General features: G+C 56.9%; 15 protein-coding genes and 4 pseudogenes. 11 read left to right on the top strand and 8 right to left on the bottom strand.

The window, feature by feature from the left end:
* Nucleotides 1-49 precede the first annotated feature (49 nt).
* The 3 genes from KHO53_RS23935 to KHO53_RS23925 form a co-directional block, all read right to left on the bottom strand.
* Nucleotides 50-325 (bottom strand): type III PLP-dependent enzyme domain-containing protein, encoded by a 276-nt coding sequence (locus KHO53_RS23935; RefSeq protein ID WP_244993519.1) that lies wholly within the window; start codon nucleotides 323-325, stop codon nucleotides 50-52.
* A 169-nt stretch (nucleotides 326-494) separates the two neighbouring features.
* A complete protein-coding gene (gene glyA / locus KHO53_RS23930) occupies nucleotides 495-1,733 on the bottom strand; it encodes a serine hydroxymethyltransferase (RefSeq protein WP_010220079.1) in 1,239 nt (412 codons plus the stop codon).
* Nucleotides 1,734-1,919: 186 nt separating this feature from the next.
* Entirely contained in the window at nucleotides 1,920-3,125 is a 1,206-nt protein-coding gene (locus KHO53_RS23925) for a benzoate/H(+) symporter BenE family transporter (protein WP_213571046.1), read from the bottom strand.
* Between the two features lie 349 nt (nucleotides 3,126-3,474).
* On the opposite strand from KHO53_RS23925, the gene KHO53_RS23920 reads away from it, so the two are divergent.
* Both KHO53_RS23920 and KHO53_RS23915 read left to right on the top strand, forming a co-directional pair.
* Nucleotides 3,475-4,863, top strand: a complete 1,389-nt coding sequence (locus KHO53_RS23920) for an aminotransferase-like domain-containing protein (protein WP_010220077.1) — start codon at nucleotides 3,475-3,477, stop codon at nucleotides 4,861-4,863.
* 276 nt (nucleotides 4,864-5,139) lie between these two features.
* Nucleotides 5,140-5,340: a hypothetical protein gene (locus KHO53_RS23915; protein ID WP_100783058.1), complete on the top strand. Its 201-nt coding sequence runs from the start codon at nucleotides 5,140-5,142 to the stop codon at nucleotides 5,338-5,340.
* Nucleotides 5,341-5,412: 72 nt separating this feature from the next.
* Here KHO53_RS23915 and KHO53_RS23910 read toward each other — a convergent pair.
* Nucleotides 5,413-5,698: pseudogene (locus tag KHO53_RS23910) on the bottom strand (isochorismatase family protein); the annotation flags it as partial.
* A 112-nt stretch (nucleotides 5,699-5,810) separates the two neighbouring features.
* On the opposite strand from KHO53_RS23910, the pseudogene KHO53_RS23905 reads away from it, so the two are divergent.
* The 4 genes and pseudogenes from KHO53_RS23905 to KHO53_RS23895 form a co-directional block, all read left to right on the top strand.
* A pseudogene (locus tag KHO53_RS23905) lies at nucleotides 5,811-6,118 on the top strand (IS66 family transposase); the annotation flags it as partial.
* A 53-nt stretch (nucleotides 6,119-6,171) separates the two neighbouring features.
* A complete protein-coding gene (locus KHO53_RS23900; RefSeq protein WP_010220075.1) occupies nucleotides 6,172-6,567 on the top strand; it encodes a VOC family protein in 396 nt (131 codons plus the stop codon).
* An 83-nt stretch (nucleotides 6,568-6,650) separates the two neighbouring features.
* A pseudogene (locus tag KHO53_RS25740) lies at nucleotides 6,651-6,866 on the top strand (metalloregulator ArsR/SmtB family transcription factor); the annotation flags it as partial.
* Between the two features lie 20 nt (nucleotides 6,867-6,886).
* Nucleotides 6,887-6,979 (top strand): annotated as a pseudogene (locus KHO53_RS23895) (arsenate reductase/protein-tyrosine-phosphatase family protein); the annotation flags it as partial.
* Between the two features lie 9 nt (nucleotides 6,980-6,988).
* On the opposite strand, the gene KHO53_RS23890 reads toward KHO53_RS23895, so the two are convergent.
* Nucleotides 6,989-7,879, bottom strand: a complete 891-nt coding sequence (locus KHO53_RS23890; RefSeq protein WP_010220074.1) for a LysR family transcriptional regulator — start codon at nucleotides 7,877-7,879, stop codon at nucleotides 6,989-6,991.
* A gap of 166 nt (nucleotides 7,880-8,045) precedes the next feature.
* On the opposite strand from KHO53_RS23890, the gene KHO53_RS23885 reads away from it, so the two are divergent.
* The 5 genes from KHO53_RS23885 (at nucleotide 8,046) to KHO53_RS23865 (ending at nucleotide 15,046) form a co-directional block, all read left to right on the top strand.
* Nucleotides 8,046-9,128 (top strand): 4-oxalomesaconate tautomerase, encoded by a 1,083-nt coding sequence (locus KHO53_RS23885; RefSeq protein WP_010220072.1) that lies wholly within the window; start codon nucleotides 8,046-8,048, stop codon nucleotides 9,126-9,128.
* 43 nt (nucleotides 9,129-9,171) lie between these two features.
* On the top strand, nucleotides 9,172-10,503 hold the full coding sequence (locus KHO53_RS23880) for a dicarboxylate/amino acid:cation symporter (RefSeq protein WP_100783057.1): 1,332 nt from the start codon (nucleotides 9,172-9,174) through the stop codon (nucleotides 10,501-10,503).
* A gap of 139 nt (nucleotides 10,504-10,642) precedes the next feature.
* On the top strand, nucleotides 10,643-11,947 hold the full coding sequence (locus tag KHO53_RS23875) for a CitMHS family transporter (RefSeq protein WP_010220068.1): 1,305 nt from the start codon (nucleotides 10,643-10,645) through the stop codon (nucleotides 11,945-11,947).
* 91 nt (nucleotides 11,948-12,038) lie between these two features.
* Nucleotides 12,039-13,292, top strand: coding sequence for an OprD family porin (locus KHO53_RS23870; RefSeq protein WP_036997213.1), 1,254 nt, complete (start codon nucleotides 12,039-12,041; stop codon nucleotides 13,290-13,292).
* An 80-nt stretch (nucleotides 13,293-13,372) separates the two neighbouring features.
* Nucleotides 13,373-15,046 (top strand): methyl-accepting chemotaxis protein, encoded by a 1,674-nt coding sequence (locus tag KHO53_RS23865; protein WP_213571044.1) that lies wholly within the window; start codon nucleotides 13,373-13,375, stop codon nucleotides 15,044-15,046.
* Nucleotides 15,047-15,074: 28 nt separating this feature from the next.
* Here the strand turns inward: KHO53_RS23865 and KHO53_RS23860 are convergent, their stop codons facing one another.
* Genes KHO53_RS23860 through tcuA form a run of 3 tightly spaced genes read right to left on the bottom strand, consistent with a single transcriptional unit; the run spans nucleotide 15,075 to nucleotide 17,918 of the window.
* Nucleotides 15,075-15,326: a hypothetical protein gene (locus KHO53_RS23860; RefSeq protein ID WP_502937795.1), complete on the bottom strand. Its 252-nt coding sequence runs from the start codon at nucleotides 15,324-15,326 to the stop codon at nucleotides 15,075-15,077.
* A complete protein-coding gene (gene tcuB / locus KHO53_RS23855) occupies nucleotides 15,323-16,480 on the bottom strand; it encodes a tricarballylate utilization 4Fe-4S protein TcuB (RefSeq protein WP_213571042.1) in 1,158 nt (385 codons plus the stop codon). The genes KHO53_RS23860 and tcuB overlap by 4 nt, the downstream gene beginning before the upstream one ends.
* Complete coding sequence (gene tcuA, locus KHO53_RS23850) at nucleotides 16,467-17,918, bottom strand: FAD-dependent tricarballylate dehydrogenase TcuA (RefSeq protein ID WP_213571040.1); 1,452 nt, start codon at nucleotides 17,916-17,918, stop codon at nucleotides 16,467-16,469. The genes tcuB and tcuA overlap by 14 nt, the downstream gene beginning before the upstream one ends.
* Nucleotides 17,919-18,017 lie beyond the last annotated feature (99 nt).

The raw sequence follows: 18,017 nt of genomic DNA, 5'->3' as shown, positions 1-18,017 counted from the left end.
CCGGCTGCGGCTGTCGGCTGTAACGGATTCAGATCTGTGTAATTGATCCTCACCATCCGTTTAGGCGAGACCAATGGCTGATCTCTCCATTTTCCTCCAAAGCCTCGTAGGCTTGGTATTGAGCACCCGTGGCGCAGGCATGGTTGGGCAGAATACGCAGCCGGGTTCCAATAGGAAACTGCTGCTCGATTTCTACCTTTTGGCCTTCCTCGAAAGACGCCACACCGTGCTCTTGGTTGGCTGAGCGCAACTGAAGCCCGTCGATGAGCTTGCCCTCAGCATCGCAAACCAGGCCGTAGCCGACATCGCATTGCTGGGACGTCAATGACGCAGGCCAGTGTCTCGGAAGGCTCGCTACCCAGGTGGCCAGTTACGACGTAAGCAGCGGCGCGCGCCAGGCCAGCGGCATAACCGGCCGTCGAGAAATTTTCAGATGTCGTCAAGCGCGATCGCCAGAGTCTCTTGGCTAGGTAAACCGCGGACTCCTCCAGCAATCAGCTCAGCGTATACACCGGAAAACATTCACACAAATGCATTACCCGGCGCCGGGTGTTATCCAGCCGCGTCGCGTTGTTCGGCTGTTCCAGCAGGTCGGCGATCAGGTTCGCCACTTCGGCACATTCCGCTTCACCAAAGCCACGCGTGGTCAGCGCCGGCGTGCCGATGCGAATGCCGCTGGTGATCGCCGGTTTCTGCGGGTCATTGGGAATCGCGTTCTTGTTCAGCGTGATGTGGGCGCTTTCCAGCAGTGCTTCGGCATCTTTGCCGGTGATGTTCATCGAGCGAAGATCGAGCAGGAACATGTGGCAGTCGGTGCCGCCGGACACCACTCGCAACCCCCGCCGGGTCAGGATGTCGGCCATGGTCCTGGCGTTGTTGATCACCCGCTGCTGGTAAAACTTGAACCCATCGTCCAAGGCTTCATTGAACGCCACGGCTTTGGCGGCGATGACGTGCATCAGCGGGCCACCTTGGTAAACCGGGAAAATCGTCTTGTCGAGCAGGGCGGCGTATTGCGCCTTGGCCAGAATTAAACCGCCGCGCGGGCCGCGCAAGGTTTTGTGGGTGGTGGAGGTGATGAAGTCAGCGATTCCGACCGGCGACGGGTATACGCCCGCAGCGATCAGTCCGGCGTAGTGCGCCATGTCCACCATCAGGTAAGCGCCGATTTCATCGCAGATGTTGCGAAAGCGTTGGAAGTCGATGGTCCGGGAATACGCCGAGGCCCCGGCGATGATCATCTTCGGCCGGTGCTCCCTGGCCAGGGCTTCCATTTCTTCGTAATCGAGCGTCTCGGTTTCCTTCTCCAGTCCATAGGAAAACGTCCGGTAGAATTTGCCGGAAAAATTCACGGAGGCGCCGTGGGTCAGGTGACCGCCGTGGGCCAGGGACATGCCTAGAATCGTGTCTCCGGGGTCAAGTACCGCCAGGAAAACCGCTTGGTTGGCCTGGGACCCGGAGTGCGGCTGAACGTTGACGTATTCGCAGTTGAACAGTTTGCGGGCGCGTTCGATGGCCAGGTTTTCGATCTCGTCGACGACCTTGCAACCCCCGTAGTAACGCTTACCTGGATAGCCTTCGGCGTACTTGTTGGTGAGCACCGAGCCCTGTGCCTGGAGCACTTCTTCGCTGACATAGTTTTCTGAAGCGATCAGCTCCAGGTGGGTTTCCTGGCGATTGCGTTCGCGGTCGATCAGGCGTGCGATGGCGGGGTCGAAATTTTGCAGGCTCATGGTGTGATTCCTTAAGTAAGTGCTTCGGCCGACGGCGCAGGCACGTGATGTCGCAGCCCTCGTGACTGGCTTGCGGTCGAGCCGGAGAGAAAAATGGAGGTGTCTTTCAAGCCGCTAGCTTTCCATCGAGATTGCCGCCGAACGGCCAGTGGTGTGATAGGCCAGTTGCTGTTCCTGTTTGTGCCGTCATGGTCGGCTGCCCTCGGCGATGGCGGCCGCTCTGTTTTCCCGGGTGTAGGTCAGTACGAAATGCGCCACAAGGCCGAAGATCAACCCCCAGAACGCGGCGGCCAAGCCTAGGAAACTCATGCCCGAGGCCGTCACCAGAAAAGTGATCAGCGCTGCTTCCCGTTGTTTTTCGTCGACCATGGCGCCGGTCAGCCCGGCACTGATCGCGCCGAACAAGGCCAAGCCAGCGAGGGAAGCAATCAACTCTTTCGGCAGCGCGGAAAACACCGAGGCCAGGGTCGCGCCGAAGGTGCCCATCAGAATGTAGAACACCCCGCAGGCGATCCCGGCGATGTAGCGTTTGTCGCGGTCTTCGTGGGCTTCGCGGCCGGTGCAGATCGCGGCGGTAATGGCTGCCAAATTAAAGCCGTGGGAGCCGAACGGTGCCATCAGGATCGAGCCAATCGCGGTGACCGAAATGATCGAGCGCGCCGGCGTGTTGTAGCCCGAGGTGCGCAACACGGCCATGCCCGGCACGTACTGACCGGTCAAGGTCACCAGTGCCAGCGGCAGGCCAATGTTGATGATTGCGTGCCAGCTCCATTCAGGGGCGATGAAGACTGGGTGGGCCACTACGATGGTGATCGAGCTGCTGTTGAGTTCACCGAACGAGGCGGCCACGGCGCAGCCGACAATCAGTACCGACAGAATCGCGTAGCGCGGCGAAAAGCGTTTGAAGATCAGGTAAACCGCGATCATTGACAGCACCAGCGCCGGTTGCAGCTTGATCGAAGTGAACAGTTCAGCGCCGAAGCGGAACAGGATGCCAGCGAGCATGGCTGCTGCGATGGCTTTGGGCAGGCGACTCATCAGTTTGTCGAACGCCCCGGACAAACCGATCAAGGCAATGATCACCGACGCCACCACATAGGCGCCTATGGCCTGGGGCAGGGTGACGGTGGGCAGCATCGACACCAGCAATGCTGCGCCCGGTGTCGACCACGCCGTGATCACCGGAATCCTCAGACGCCAGCTCAGGAGCAGGCCGGTAATCCCGCTGCCAATGGAAATGGCCCAGATCCACGAAGACACCACGTCATTGGGCAGGTGCGCTTCCTTGGCTGCCTGAAACACGATGATTAGGGGGCCGGCATAGGAAATGATCACGGCGATAAAGCCCGCAATGACGGCTGACAGGGATAGATCCTTTCTGAGTGCGTCCATGATGTCTCGACTTGGCGCGGCAGAGGCGCGCAGTTATCAGGGGAGGATTGACTCGATTGATGCGATTGGAGGCGAGTGTATTTGAAAGAATTGAGTTGATTCAATAGGCTGGGTGATTGTTGCGAGGCATATTTTTGCTATCAGCGCCTTTTTTTTGGCTATGGTGTAGCTAAACAATTGATTTATATGATTATTTACTAAAATAGAAATATATTCCCATTACGATGCATAGCGATTCAAAAATCGATTCAATCGACTCAATGTCTTGATTTGACCGATTTATTAATTGCCTAACCTCCATGTGATATGCTCGCATATTCATCATTTCTACGATTGGCAGTGATCATTCATGTGGGTTCCCCAGCTAAGCGAGTTCAGCCAGCCGATGTACTTGTCGATTGCCGACGCGTTGGCGCGCGATATCAGCAACGGCGTGTTGAACGAAGGTGATCGCCTGCCGACCCTTCGGGAGCTGGCCACCACGCTGAATGTCACACCGGGCACCATCAGTCGGGCCTATAGCGAAGCCCATCGACGTCGTCTGGTTCAGGGGGAAGTGGGGCGTGGTACTTATGTGCTCAACCAGAAGCAGCTGGAACTGCCGGCGAGCAATAGCGCCGCGCCGCTGAATCTGGGGCAATCCGAATTAATCGATCTTTCAATCATCAAGCCCTACGGCGAAACCCTGGAATACTGGTTGCGCGGCGCTCTGGTGGATATGGCCAAGAGCACCGATTTCGCTAGAACCCTGGATTACGCGCCGGACGGCGGTCATCCGGCACATCGCGAGGCGGGTGCGCAGTGGTTGCGCCATTCGTTTCCCGATGCGCAATGGCAGCAAGTGGTGATTACGGCCGGGGCCCAGCATGGCTTGATGGTCGCGATGAGCGCCCTGACCAACGCCGGTGACCTGGTGCTCTGTGAAGAGCTTTGCTACCCCGGCATCATTTCCATGGCCCATGGCCTTGAGCGCCGCCTGCGTGGTGTGCCGATGGACGACGAAGGCATCATTCCCGAAGCGTTGCGCGAACTGTGCCTGCGAGAGAAACCGGCGATGCTGGTTTGCGTGGCGACCTGCCAGAACCCGACGGCGGCGATCATGTCGCAAAAACGTCGGGCCCAAATTGCGGCACTGGCCGAAGAGTTCGATTTCATCATCCTGGACGATGACATTTATGGCTTCCTCGCCACCGATCCGTCGATCAAGCCGCTGTCGGCGTTTGCGCCGGATCGTTCGGTGTACCTGACCAGCCTGTCGAAGTCGGTCATGCCGGCGCTTCGCATCGGCTATATCTATAGTCCGCCGAAACTGCTGTCGCGCCTGACCTCGATGGTGCGCAGCAGCGTCTGGATGCCGTCGCCGTTGACTGCGCAACTGGCCAGCAATGTGATCACCGAGGGCCTGGACAAAAAGCTGATCCGCATCCAGCGCAACGAAGCCTCCGGGCGGCAAGCGATTGCCCGGGAAATTTTTGCCAATTTCGAGCTCAAGACCCAGCCCTATTCGTACCACGTCTGGTTGACGCTGCCCGAACCCTGGACCAGTGACGAATTCAGCATGCTCGCCCGGGCCAACGGTGTGCTAGTGCTCAGTGGCACCCAGTTCCAGGCTGAACGGTCCGGGAGCACCCGTTGTGTGCGACTGGTGTTGATGTCGCCCACCAGCCAGGACGAACTGCGCTTTGCCCTGACCAAACTGGCCAGCCTGATCGATTCCGATCCGCGACGTTACTACTGAGTCGCCGCAGGCTGCAATATTTCTCGTTTCCAACGAAGGTCCGAAAAACCACTCAATGTGGTGAATCGGTTCTCCGGAGGTGGTCGTGCCCGGGTTCAGGCGATCTGAAAATCCGACTTTTTCAACAGAATCGGCCGATTGCTGCCTGTGAACGGCGTTAGTTATGAGGCGACTGTTCCTTCTGGTTTGGGTTCAGTAACGACTCTTGATTCTGGTACACGCATTCCACATCGATGGCTCAGTTCTACGGCTGCGCGCGCAGAAGGTGCAAGGGAGTTGATCGCCCAGCAGCTTGAGACGAAGACAAAAGAGGCGATCGAAGCCCATTTGGTCGCAGCAGTAGCACAGCGCAGGGAGGGGGATTTGCAGGTGCAACTCGAACGGTCTGAGGCAGAGCTCGGAGCACTGCGCACCTCGATCAAAGCCAATGGATCGGTGAAAGAGTGGCAAAACTCATGTGACGATGACGCCACATGAGAAGGAGTACAAATGTACTCCGTCGGTGTTTCAAGCAAATGAGTTTCTCTGTGCTTCAACGTAGGGGTAGTTACCTATGAATTCGCAGTTCTCATGCTTGATGATGACAGCCTCGCCTTCTACCGGAGCCACCTCTTTTTTGATTCCATTCCAGGGGCCATGAACGTGATAGCTGGAGGTGGGATTCTTTTCATCATGCTTTACATGAAGGACTGACCAGCCATTTGATCGCCAGTGGCGCAGAAGACGTTGGATCACGGACAAATAACCAGGATGGCTTTTGCCATCCCAAACCGGGCGATCAATGGCATCCTGAACATCGAGGATAATCAGGGGGGAGGCTAGGTGTGTCCTTCATGTGGGGTCGTCTCCTTACGATGGAGGCTTAGTGTGCTGCGACTCCCTCAGCCCCGATCAAGGGCGGAGCGGCGGTGACGCTTCGTCAGCACAAGAACCACGCCTCTATCAGCAGAGCACTGGATTACAGCCTGAAATGCTGGACGACGCTATCGCGCCATCTCGATGACGAGGCCGTATCCATTGACAATAATTGAGCGGAGAACCAGATCCGGCCGTGGGCGTTGGGACGCAAGAACTGGCTCTTTGTAGGATCGTTGCGCAGCGGCAAGCGGGTAGCGGCGATCATGAGTTTGATCCAGTCGGGGCGGCTCAACGGGCATGAACCGTACGCCTATTTGAAGGACGTCCTTACGCGCGTGCCGACCAGCGAGCGAGTGAAATCGGTAACCTTTTACCGCATCAATGGGTGCCGGCCTAACTTACACAAGGTAAGTTGGGTAGACGCATACCCTAATTCCATCGGAGCGCCTCATGTTCAGCCATGTCACAATCGGCACTAACGACCTCGCCCGTGCGACAATCTTCTATGGGCGGCTACTCGCACCGCTAGGCATCACGTTGCTTGCCCTCAAGCACAATCCTGAACGCGCTCTATTCACCCAAAGTACGACTGACTCAGGTACGGCGTTCTGTATCTATAGCCCGCTAAATGGCGAACGCGCGACACCAGGTAACGGGTTGATGGTTGCGTTCGAAGCCCAAACGCGGGCGCAGGTTGATGACTTCTACGCGATCGCTATGGCTAACGGGGCATCAGACGAAGGCACACCAGGGCTGCGTCCTCAGTACTCTCCGGATTATTACGGTGCTTACATCAGAGACCCCGATGGCAACAAAATATGTTGTGTATGTCACAGCGCTGACTGACCGTCGACCTCTGCGCTGATGAGGTTGCCGATTCAGCGGGTTCTTACCTGAGTCACGCAAGGTGACTTGGGTAGACGCTTACGGTATCTCGCCATCTGGCCCAGCTGCGCATTTGTGGTTTGCTGGAGGATCGTCGCCAAGGTCAATGGGTCTATTGCCGGCTGCATCCGAGCCTGCCGAATTGGGTGCGCGAGATCCTGATGGCGACATTGGAAGCTAATCGTCAATGGCTGAGTGACAGCTCCACCTGTCTAGACGACATGGGTGATCGTCCTCAGCGTATTGCCACCTGCTGCTAATCAACAGTTGGGACGATTCGATGAAAGTTCTTTTTATCTGCACCGCCAATAGCTGCCGCAGCATAGTGTGCGAAGCAATGTTCAATCACCTATCTCAACTCAGGCCAGCGGGAAGGGTGAGGTTATTTCTCCCACTGTTCCAGCAGTATCGAGACGAATTTTTCCGCAGCCGGGGAGAGGGAGGCGCCTCTTCGGTAGACCAGTCCCAACGATCGGTTAACCACGGGCTCTATCAACGGGACGCTCACCAATGTTGGATGATCCACAGCAGGCATTGCGAGGCTCGGCATTGCCGATACGCCTAATCCAGCCTCTACCAGACCCAGCGACGTTGATAGGTGTTGCACCTCATAGAACCACTGTGGACGCCAGCTCAAGCCCGACAAAGCGTGGTCAAGCAACATGCGGTTGCCGCTCAGACGACCGACTCCGATCAGGCGGTAATTACTGAGTTCAGACCAGGTGACGGCGCTTCGTTTGGCCAACTCATGATCGCGTCGACACGCCAGGACAAAAGGTTCGTTGACCAAAGGTACGAACTCTATGTCCGGGTGCTGGCCGCTCATCATGTTGATGCCAAAGTCGGCTTCGCCACGCAGGACAGCCTCCAGTCCTTCGTTCGCACTCAGGTCAAGCAAGCGAATGCGAATTTGTGGATAGCGCTCGTTGTAGAGGCGGATGACCGATGGCAGAAAGTAGAAGGCTGCGGTTGGGATGCAGGCGAGGGTTACCCGGCCGCTCTGGCGCTCCGCCAGCTCTCGGATGTTGAGTATCGAGTCATCGAAATCATCCAGTAAGCGTCGTGCCTTGGGCAGGAAATCTCGCCCCACGCTGGTGAGGCTGACCCTTCTGGTGGTGCGATCAAGAAGCGCTGTTCCCAATCCCTCTTCCAGTTTTTTCATTCTCCGGCTCAACGCCGGTTGAGAGAGATGCAATGCATCGGCAGCTTCGTGAAAGCTGCCAAGCTCTGCGATCTTCACGAAAGATCGGATGTCATTGAGTTCATAATTCACTTTTTTATCTCAGCAGACGAGGGTGGTTGCGCCTGGGAATCCTAGAATCTTCATTCGTTAAACGCAATAATCAGGCTGATATTTGCATTGGAAACAATTTTCAAAGCCTGCGACTCTTGCTCTCAGCACATCAATTACCCCGATTGATCAATAAGAGTCAGTATTCATGCAACGAATTCCCTGTGTGCTCATGCGCGGTGGTACTTCCAAGGGCCCGGTATTTCTCGCCTGGGATCTACCTGTTGCGATCGAAGAACGTGATGAGCTGCTGCTCAACCTGATGGGTTCCGGCCATGAGCTGGAAATTGACGGCATCGGTGGCGGAAGCCCACAAACCAGCAAGGTGGCGATCGTCAGCCCGTCGCTGCATCCCGACGCCGATGTCGACTATCTGTTCGTTCAAGTTATGGTTTCCCAGCGTCGAGTCGACACCGCGCCCAATTGCGGCAACATGCTCTGCGCTGTTGGCCCCTTCGCCATCGAGCAGGGGTTGGTAAAGGCCGGCAAAGACCTGACCTGCGTGCGTATTCGCAACCTCAACACCGGGACGTTTGTGAACGCCGAAGTCCAGACCCCAGGCGGCAAGGTCAGCTATGAAGGCGATACCGCCATCGATGGTGTGCCAGGTACCGCCGCGCCTGTGCAACTGACCTTTCTCGACGCTGCAGGCAGCAAGACCGGAAAACTGTTCCCGACGGGTCAAACACAGGATGTGATCGACGGTATTGCGGTGACGTGCATCGACATGGCGATGCCAATGATGATTGTCGAAGCCGGCCAACTGGGTAAACGTGGTGATGAAAGTCCTGCTGAATTGGATGCCGACAAAGAGTTCCTGCGTCGCCTGGAGTCCTTGCGACTGCAAGCCGGCCTGGCAATGGGCCTGGGTGATGTCAGCGACAAAGTGATTCCCAAGCCAGTACTGGTGTCACCGGCCAAGGCTGGCGGCACAATCCAAGTGCGCTACTTCATGCCACACAACTGCCACCGGGCCTTGGCGATCACCGGCTCCATCGGCCTTGCCACCGCTTGTGTCACTGAAGGCAGTGTGGTCGCGCAATTGCTCGGCGGGGTTAGCGAGCCACGCTTGAAGCAAGTACGCATTGAACATCCAAGTGGCGGGATAGATGTCGTATTGTCCTACACCGGCGATCAGGGTGAGACAATTCGTGCTTCGGTGGTGCGTACATCGCGCCGGTTGTTCTCCGGTTTTGTCTACGCCGCGGCTTCCCAACGACTTGCCGGATAATTTCCCTAGTCATTGCCGTTATTGCATCAGCACAATTCTAAAAATGGGTGATGCCATGAAAGTTGTAAAATCGCTCTACTTCCAGATTCTCTTCGCCGTGCTGTTGGGTGTGCTGGTTGGGCATTTTTGGTCACAACAGGCCATTGCCTTGAAACCGCTAGGTGATGCCTTCATCAAGCTGATCAAGATGATGATCGCTCCGGTGGTGTTCTGCACCATCGTCACGGGTATCGCCGGCATGAGCGACAAACACTCCCTCGGGCGTCTGTTGAGCAAGACCATGCTGTTGTTCCTGGCGCTAACCGTGATCAGTCTGATCATCGGCCTGGTGGCGGTCTACCTGTTCAAGCCCGGTGTGGGCATGAACATTGACCCCACCCAGTTGAGCACCAAGGGCCTGTCGCAGTACACCGATTCCGCCGCGAAGCTGGGCGTGGTCGAGTTTTTCATGCACATCATCCCCGACACATTCATCGGTGCTTTCAATAAAGGTGAAGTGCTGCCGGTGTTGTTCATCGCGGTGCTTTGCGGTTTTGCGCTTTCGGCCATAGGTGAGCGTGGCAAGCCGGTACTGGATGTACTGGAATCCGCCTCGCACATGGTGTTCAAGATCTTCTCCTACTTGATGCGCTTCGCTCCGATCGGTGCCTTTGGCGCTTTGGCCTTCACCGTGGGCCAGTACGGTATTACCTCGTTGGGCTCGTTGGCCAAGCTGATCATGACCTTGTACATCGCCTGTGCCTTCTTCGTCTTTGTGGTGCTGGGGAGCATTTGCCGGGCGAATGGCTTCAGTCTCTGGAAGTTGCTGCGCTACTTGCGCGAAGAATTCCTGGTGGTGCTGGGGACTTCCTCCACCGAGCCTGTGATGCCACGGATGTTGGAAAAGCTGCAAGCCCTGGGTTGCAAAAAAGGTGTGGTGGGGCTGGTGCTGCCAACGGGTTATTCGTTCAACCTCGACGGTACGGCGATCTACCTCTCGCTGGCAGCGGTGTTCATTGCTCAGGCCTGCAACATTGAGCTGAGCCTGACGCAGACCGTGACCATGCTGGCAATCATGCTGTTGTCCTCGAAGGGCGCGGCAGGCGTCACCGGCTCCGGTTTTGTCGCGCTGGCTTCGACACTGACTGTCATCCATGACATTCCCTTGGCCGGCCTTGCCCTGCTGATCGGCATCGACCGCTTCATGTCAGAGGCCCGGGCTTTGACCAGTCTGGCAAGCAACGCCGTGGCCACCGTAGTGATGTCCATCTCGGAGAATGCCTGCGATCGCGAAACACTGATGCGGACACTGGACGGCAAACCTTCGCCCGCAGCGACCCCAACCCAAGCCCAGAGCGAAAACTGGGATGGCCTGAAGGTTACGGAACACGTCTGACCGGTCACGGCTGAATCAAGCCCCCTAAATACCTCAATGAATACCCCCGCCAGGCACCGTTGATCGTGCCGTCTGGCGGGTACGGGGTCGTGCGCCTGTGCGTCGGCCACGCTACTCATAAGAACAAGAGAACTTACCTATGCTCGCATTGCTTGGCTTGGCCATGGTGGTGGTCTTCACCGTCCTGATAATGACCAAACGGTTGTCACCGATAGTCGCCCTGACGGTGGTGCCGATTGTCTTTGCCGTCATTGGAGGCTTCGGTGGCACTACCGGCAAGATGATGCTCGATGGCTTGAAAATGGTCGCTCCTTCGGCCGCTCTCCTGCTGTTCGCGATCTTGTTTTTTGGCTTGATGATCGACGCCGGCCTGTTCGACCCGCTGATTCGCAAGATCCTCAAGCGCGTCAACGGCGACCCGATGAAAATCGCTGTCGGCACAGCGTTGCTGTCGCTGCTGGTTGCCCTGGACGGTGATGGCACCACCACCTACATGATTACCTGCGCGGCAATGCTTCCCCTATACAAACGTATCGGGATGAATCCGATGATTCTGGCGACCATTGCCATGCTTTCTCTGAGCATCATGAGTGGTATGACCCCTTGGGGTGGCCCAGCGACCCGGGCGATCGCGGCGTTGGGCCTGGATGCCGGTGCCTACTTCGTTCCCTTGCTGCCGACCATGATTGGCGGTGCTATGTGGGTGGTGTTCACCGCGTTTTTGCTGGGCCGTGCGGAACGCAAACGGATCGGAAATATCCAGTTGGAAAGCGGCGGGGGAGATTGCTACATCAAGGCGATTCTTGAAGACACTCCGCACAAGCGACCGAAACTGGCCTACGTTAACCTGTTGTTGGTTATCGCGGTGATGGTCGCACTGGTGATGGGGATCATGCATTCCGCGATCCTGTTCCTGATCGGGTTCGTACTGGCGCTGATGATCAACTATCCGCAACTGGATATTCAGAAGGAACGCATCCTTGCCCATTCGGGCAACGCCATGACCGTCGTACTTTTGGTGTTTGCCGCCGGTATCTTTGCCGGGATCTTCTCGGGCACCAAGATGGTCGACTCTCTGGCGCAAACCCTGGTTGACTGGATTCCACCGTCCTGGGGGCATCTGTTCCCGCTGGTAGTGGCGATTACCAGCATGCCGCTGACCTTCGTCCTGTCCAACGATGCTTACTACTTCGGTGTGGTGCCCATCTTGGCGAATGCCGCTGCGGCCTATGGCATTGATCCGGTGGAGATCGCCCGTGCATCGATTCTCGGCCAGCCAGTACACCTGATGAGTCCGTTGGTAGCTTCAACCCTGTTGCTGGTGGGTATGGTTGATCGCGATATCGGCGACTTCCAGAAAGCCACCGTCAAATGGGCGGTGCTCACTTCCCTGGTGATTACCGCGCTAGCCCTGCTGACCGGGGCGATCAGTCTCTTCACCTGATTCCCCAAAACCACCTGCTTTTTCCTGACGTGCCTCGCCAGTGAGGCGCGCGCTGTCCTGCACTCTAAATAACAACAATGAGTAGTTCGCTATGAAGACTTTGTTTACCCGTGGCGTTTCATTCCCTCTTCTTGCACTTTTGCCATTGGCCAGCGTTAGCGCTGAAGGTTTTATCGACGACAGCAAGCTCAAGCTGCAATTGCGCAACGTCTATTTCAATGAGAATTTCCGCGACGAGCATGGCTTGAGTACCAAATCGGCAAGGACGGCGAAGAGCGAGCGAACCGAGTGGGCCCAGGGATTTCTGTTGGATTACCAATCGGGATTTACCCCCGGCACCATTGGGTTTGGTGTGGATGCCCTTGGCCTGCTCGGGGTCAAGCTCGACTCCGGTCGTGGCCGCAGCGGCACGGGCTTGTTGCCCGTCCATGATGACGGTCGAGCGGCTGACGAGTTCGCAAGTCTAGGCATGACTGCCAAGGCCCAGCTGGCCAAGACCACGGTCAAATACGGCACCTTGCTACCCAAGACTCCGGTGCTGATCTACAACGATGCGCGTCTGTTGCCGCAAACGTATCAAGGCACACAGGTCAGTAGCGTGGACATCGAGAACCTCACCCTCACCGGCGGCTACCTGGATCGATTCAAACTGCGCGATTCCACCGACAGCATGCCGATTGTGCCCGACGGTTATGGCGGTGATAAATCAGGGGACTTCAGCTACGCAGGGGCCGAATACAAGCTGGGGAAAAACGTCCGCTTGAGTTACTTCTACGGCGAACTGGAAAACTTTTACCGTCAGAATTTTGCAGGTATCCAGCACGACCTACCCTTGGGCGGCGGTGTGCTGACCAGTGATTTGCGCTACTTCAACAGTGTCGATACCGGCTCGGCCTACGGTGGCAAGATCGACAACAACATGCTGAGCGGACAACTGTCCTACGCTATCTCCGGCCATACTTTCGGTGGTGGGTACCAGACCCTCAGCGGCGATGCCGGTTTGCCCTTCATCAGTGGTGCGACTGTCTACTCGTTCAGCAACGCCGGGATAGGTAAGTTTGTCGAGGAGGATGAAAAAACCTGGATGCTTAATTACGGCTATAACTTTGCTGCCCTCGGCGTGCCGGGCCTAACGTTCTCCACCCGTTATCTGAGCGGCAACGATGGTAAGTCCACCACCACGGTCAAAGAGTGGGAGCGTGACGCTGAACTGGCTTACATCGTGCAACAAGGTACCTTCAAAGGTCTGGGGGTGCGGTTGCGTAACTACGTTTATCGCTCTGATTATTCCCGTGGCCGTGACAGCAACCGGATCTACTTTACCTACGACATCGCGCTCTGGTGATTCCCTGATCGCGGCCTCGCGATGTTCGCAGGCCGCCTCTTCAGTGGCGGCTGCATAGGATTGGGTGAAGGATTTCAACGATGTCATTCAAAACCAAAATACTGTTGCTGACCTTACTACCAGTGATGTTGTTTGCTCTGGTTTTAGGTTTGAGCACCCGCGGCACTTTGCAGTCCCAGGCTGAGCAAGAAGTCGCTCACACCCGCGAGCGACTGCTTGAGGACAGCCGCATACGGCTCAAGGATTACGCGAGCATTGCTCGCACTTCTGTAGCCGAGCTTTATGATCGGGCAGCTCCCGGAGATCCCACCAGCCGAGCCTTGGCGATCAGTCGTTTGTCGAAAGTGAAGTATGGTGATGACGGTTATTTCATTGGGTATGACAGCCAGGTTGTACGCCTGTTTCGTGGTGACAGCAGCGAAGGCGTCGGCATTAACATGAGTGATCGCAAGGACATCAACGGGATTTTTTTGAACCGTGAAATGGTTGCAGCGGCAAAAAATGACACTCACTTCGTCAACTATTCAGGTGGCGTGGTCAACACCGATAAGGTGGTGCCTAAGCTCGCATACAGTTTTTATTTGCCCAAGTGGGACATGATCGTGGTCACCGCGGTCAACCTGGACAGCATTGAGGTTCAGGTCGCCAAGGTACGGGCCGATGTTGATCTACGGGTACGCAACTTGATGTACAGCATAGCCATCACCGCTACCGCACTGATTGGCATTATTGGGGCACTGACTCTACTGCTGGTCAGGCGCAGTTTGCGTCCCCTGACCCTGATCCGAATCCATCTTGACGAAATCGCTGCGGGTGAGGGTGATCTGACAAGGCGTCTGCCGCTTGTAAGTCGAGATGAGCTGGGACAACTTGCCGGTTCGTTCAATGCGTTTATCGAAAAGATTCACAGCCTCGTCAGCCAAATCGTTGCCATGAGCGAGCAGTTGAATGGATCTGTGAGCCATGTGGCCGAGCAGAGCAGGCAAATCGACCGCACTATGGATAAACAGCGCCAGGAAGCCGACCAGGTGGCCGCGGCGATAAACGAGATGTCATCGGCAGCGCAGGAAGTGTCGGTCAGTGCGCAAAATGCTGCAGACGCAGCCGTCGAAATCGACAGACAGTCCCGACACGCGGGGCAAATAGTCAATGGCAGCATGACTCGAATCCAGGCGCTGACCGTGGAGCTTGATGAGAGTGGTATCTCCATGAAGAGCCTGCAAAACGACGTAGCTTCTATCGTCACCGTGCTGGATGTCATTCGCTCGATTGCTGAACAGACCAATCTTCTGGCACTCAATGCGGCCATTGAAGCAGCCCGTGCCGGTGCTGCCGGGCGCGGGTTTGCGGTGGTTGCAGATGAAGTACGAGCCCTGGCCAGTCGTACTCAGCGCAGTACCCAGGAAATCCAGGCAATGGTTGAGCGTCTCAAGAGCACTACGGGTGGCGTAGTCAGTGCCATGCGCCAATCCACTCAAGCCGCTCAAGGCGCTAACGCTCAGGCCGATCAGGCGGCTGAATTTCTGGGCAATACGGTCGAACTGATTGCTACTATCAATGCGATGAACGCACAGATCGCGAGCGCTGCGCAGGAGCAGACCTCAGTGGCTGAAGAGATCAACCGCGGGGTGCATCAGATCGCGCGCGCAATTGACAGCGTAGCCGGTCAGACTCAGCTCGGGGTCAAGACAGTCGATGAGATGTATATGATCGGCAATCGCCTGCAAAGCTTGCTGGGGCAATTCAAAATTTGATGCCGTCCTGCACAGCACTTGTCAGGGCCTATGCTGGCCCGGAACCAAGGCGATCAAGACCGTGCCCGCGGCCATGATCGACAGCGTCACGATCAGCCCTGATGTAAGTTGCATAGAACCCGAACAAAAAGAAGTCGAATTGTCCGAGAAAATTGCCGCTAGTGACCCGCAGGATGGCGCCCAGTTTCGACCCCTTGGATCGGGTGTCTTGAGTTGTTGTTTTCATCATGGCTACCGTGGTGATCACTATTGTTTTTGGAATGAGTGGATCGCCGATCAATCGCTACCTCCGTTGATCGGGCTGGGTTGGCGTTTTTCGATGGCGTGCTTGAGCAGCGCGGCGCTGCGGAAGATGCCATGGGCGAATTTGCTGTAGGGCATAGTCAGGAAAAACGCCATGACCAGGCCGAGATGGATCGCCAGCATCAAGCCTAGGGCCGCGCTTTCGCGAAACGCCAGGAGTGCCAGGCCGCTGGCACTGACTAGAAACAGCAGCGCGATAAAGCCACGATCCATGGGTTTCTGATTTTCGTCGCCGTGCTCAGGGTTGCGACGCAGGTTCAACCACAACAGACCTGCGGGGCCTATCAGCAGGCCGACTCCACCTGCGATGCCCAGCATCACCGGCAAGCTCAGAACGGGGTAGGGCGCCGACCAGTCCAGCAGGAAATGGTAAAGCGTGGCGACACCGGTGGCGGCGAAGCACAGCATGAAGCCGTAGAAGGTGAAGTGGTGCAAGCGCCGCCGCCATAGGGTGAACTGATCATCGGCATTATTGCAGCCCTCGCCATGACCCCCGTCCAGGTATTTGAGTCGGGCGACGTTGGCCGCGGCCTCCAGTGCAGCGGCTGTCTTTTCCTGCCGGGGGGCATCCGCCGGTGAAACGTTGCGCCAGAAGCGCCGCACGCCAATCGTCAATGCAAGTACCGAGAAACCGAAAACCGCACCGAACATCAGTGCCAGGGTGTTATGCGGGAAGATCCCGTAGAAATTCCCCCCGGGCATTGCGGTAAATAGATTGCCCATCACCATCAGCGTGAGGCAGAGGAACAGTGCCAACCCCGCACCGGATGCCAGCGCCAGCGCCAGCCCGTTGCGCCGGTACAACTTGCCCATCACCTGTGGCCAGGCGTACTCGGCATAAGTGTCGAGGCGGACTTTGGCCATGGCCTTGGGCACATTGATTCCGAATTCGTGAGGGGCAGCGTACTGACAGGCATGCAGGCACGCACCGCAGTTATGGCAAAGGTTCGCCAGGTAATGGATATCCGCCTGAGAAAACTCCAGACGCCTCGTCATGGCTGGGAATACAGCACAGAAACCTTCGCAATAACGGCAGGCATTGCAAACACTCATCTGTCGCTGAACTTCGCTTTCATCAAGGTTGAGTACGGGAATCGAATTACCCGGTGCCTTGGGATCAAACAGCTGCATGTTGGGGCTCCGTGGATGAAGGGGTCAGGAAGCCGGCCGCAGCCGCGGCTTGCACACCGGCGATGCGACCGAATGCGGTACCAATGGCCATGCCGATGCCGGCGGTATAGCCCTTGCCCAATACGTTGCCCGCCATCATTTCTCCTGCGACAAACAGGTTGGGGCTAGCCTCACCGTTGAAGTGAACGGCCGCGGTATCGTCGGTAGCCAGCCCCAGATAGGTGAAGGTCACGCCTGGCTTGAGTGGGTAGGCGCAGAAGGGGGGCTTTACCAATGGGCGGGCCCAATGGGTTTTGGCGGGTGTCAAACCTTCGGTGTGGCAATTGTCCAGCGCGGTGTGGTCGAACGTGCCGACGCGGCAGGCGGCGTTGTATTGCTCGATGGTTTTGACGAATTGCGTAACGGGAAGCTTCAACCGGCGGGCCAGATCTTCCAGCGAGTTGGCTTTAGTGCCCGGAAATACCGGCGGCATGAACCGTCCGAGGGCTTGTTGGTCGATGATCGAGTAGGCCTGTTGGCCGGGTTGACCCGCGACCAGGCGCCCCCAGATCGCATAGCGCTTGGGCCAGAAGTCTTCGCCCTCATCGTAGAAGCGTTCGCCGTCGCGATTAACCACCACGCCCAGCGATACGCAATCGATACGGGTACAGATACCTCCGTCATACAGGGGCGCGCGGGCGTCGATGGCCACCATGTGCGCTTGCGTCGGGTCACCAATGAAATCGGCGCCCAGGTTCTGCATGCGCCGAAGCAGTACGCCGGTATTGAAGCGCGTCCCGCGAATCAGAAAATTGTCTGAGGGCCATTCTCCGCGCTCGTTTTGACCCCAAGCTTCGCGGAGCCATGCGCGGTTCGACTCGAAACCGCCAGCTGCCAGAACGCAGGCTTTGGCCTGAATACGCTCGGCGGGTAAACGCTGACCATCGACCTCTCGTTCACCGATGTACGCCGCGACGAACTCTGCGCTCTTCAACTCAATGTCAGTGACTTGAGCGTTGTAGCGGATCTTGATGCCCAGCCGCTCGGCGCTGCGGAAGTACGCATTAACTAACGCTTTGCCGCCGCCCATGAAAAACGCATTGGTGCGCGCAACATGTAGGGCACCCGACAACGACGGCTGAAAATGCACACCATGGCAGCGCATCCAGTCACGGCAGTTCGACGAGGCGCGGATGACAATACGTGCAAGCTTTTCGTTGGTAATCCCACCGGTGACTTTCAGCAGATCCTGCCAATATTCTTCTTCGGGATAGGCATCGACCAACACATCTTGCGGTGCGTCGTGCATGCAGCGCAGGTTTCGGGTGTGTTGCGAGTTGCCGCCGCGCCAGATTTTTGGTGCACCTTCCAGCAACATGACGCTAGCGCCGGCCTCTCGAGCCATCAACGCTGCACACAAGGCGGCATTGCCACCGCCAATCACCAATACATCGATCATCATCACTCCTCAATCGCAAGGAGGCATGAACGAAGTGCTCCTCGCGAGTGGGGAGAAGGTAGAGCTGTCAGCTTATTGTCGAAAGGCGCGAAATGAATC

The sequence above is a fragment of the Pseudomonas sp. RC2C2 genome (assembly GCF_018390435.1).
Classification (GTDB): Bacteria; Pseudomonadota; Gammaproteobacteria; order Pseudomonadales; family Pseudomonadaceae; genus Aquipseudomonas; species Aquipseudomonas donghuensis.
The sequence above is the reverse complement of the archived record's forward strand: the minus strand, read 5'-3'. Positions and strand labels throughout refer to the sequence as shown.

What these genes read in the sequence shown, in the direction of transcription:
- KHO53_RS23885 (WP_010220072.1), top strand. Translation starts at nt 8,046, where the DNA reads ATGCAACGAATTCCCTGTGTGCTCATGCGCGGTGGTACTTCCAAGGGC.
- KHO53_RS23900 (WP_010220075.1), top strand. Translation starts at nt 6,172, where the DNA reads ATGTTCAGCCATGTCACAATCGGCACTAACGACCTCGCCCGTGCGACA.
- glyA (WP_010220079.1), bottom strand. Translation starts at nt 1,733, where the DNA reads ATGAGCCTGCAAAATTTCGACCCCGCCATCGCACGCCTGATCGACCGC.
- KHO53_RS23865 (WP_213571044.1), top strand. Translation starts at nt 13,373, where the DNA reads ATGTCATTCAAAACCAAAATACTGTTGCTGACCTTACTACCAGTGATG.
- tcuB (WP_213571042.1), bottom strand. Translation starts at nt 16,480, where the DNA reads ATGCAGCTGTTTGATCCCAAGGCACCGGGTAATTCGATTCCCGTACTC.
- KHO53_RS23870 (WP_036997213.1), top strand. Translation starts at nt 12,039, where the DNA reads ATGAAGACTTTGTTTACCCGTGGCGTTTCATTCCCTCTTCTTGCACTT.
- KHO53_RS23925 (WP_213571046.1), bottom strand. Translation starts at nt 3,125, where the DNA reads ATGGACGCACTCAGAAAGGATCTATCCCTGTCAGCCGTCATTGCGGGC.
- KHO53_RS23920 (WP_010220077.1), top strand. Translation starts at nt 3,475, where the DNA reads ATGTGGGTTCCCCAGCTAAGCGAGTTCAGCCAGCCGATGTACTTGTCG.
- KHO53_RS23875 (WP_010220068.1), top strand. Translation starts at nt 10,643, where the DNA reads ATGCTCGCATTGCTTGGCTTGGCCATGGTGGTGGTCTTCACCGTCCTG.
- tcuA (WP_213571040.1), bottom strand. Translation starts at nt 17,918, where the DNA reads ATGATCGATGTATTGGTGATTGGCGGTGGCAATGCCGCCTTGTGTGCA.
- KHO53_RS23880 (WP_100783057.1), top strand. Translation starts at nt 9,172, where the DNA reads ATGGGTGATGCCATGAAAGTTGTAAAATCGCTCTACTTCCAGATTCTC.